Genomic DNA, 423 nt, shown 5'->3' on the forward strand with positions numbered 1-423 from the left:
GTCTCGCCGGGGCCGAAGGTGGCGTAGGTCTGGGCGGTGAGGGTGGAGACGAGGTTGCGGTGGGAGGACAGGATGCCCTTGGGCCGTCCGGTGGATCCGGAGGTGAACATCACGCAGGCGACGTCGTCCCAGGTCAGCGGTGTTCCGAGGGGAGCCTCGGAGCAGCCTGCGATCTCCTCGCGCCCGGCGTCGACCAGGGTGCTGCGCCACGGTCCGTCCGGCAGCCGGGTGTGGTGGCGGGTGTCGGTGACGAGGGCGGTGAGGGAGGCGTCCCGGGCGGTGCCGGTGAGGCGTTCGTCGGGGAACTCGGGGTCCAGGAGGGCGTATCCGGCGCCGGTCTTGAGGACGGCGAGGAGGGCGACGGCGAAGTCGGGTCCGCGGTCGAGGAGGATGCCGGCGAGGTCGCCGCGGCCCAGGCCCCGG

General features: G+C 73.5%; 1 protein-coding gene. It reads right to left on the minus strand.

Annotated features, from left to right (window positions below; translation table 11 throughout):
- Positions 1–423 (minus strand): AMP-binding protein (locus AB4039_RS42510; protein WP_442273346.1); only part of this gene is annotated, 423 nt, incomplete at both ends.

The sequence above is a fragment of the Streptomyces sp. M-16 genome (assembly GCF_052114405.1).
Classification (GTDB): domain Bacteria; phylum Actinomycetota; class Actinomycetes; order Streptomycetales; family Streptomycetaceae; genus Streptomyces.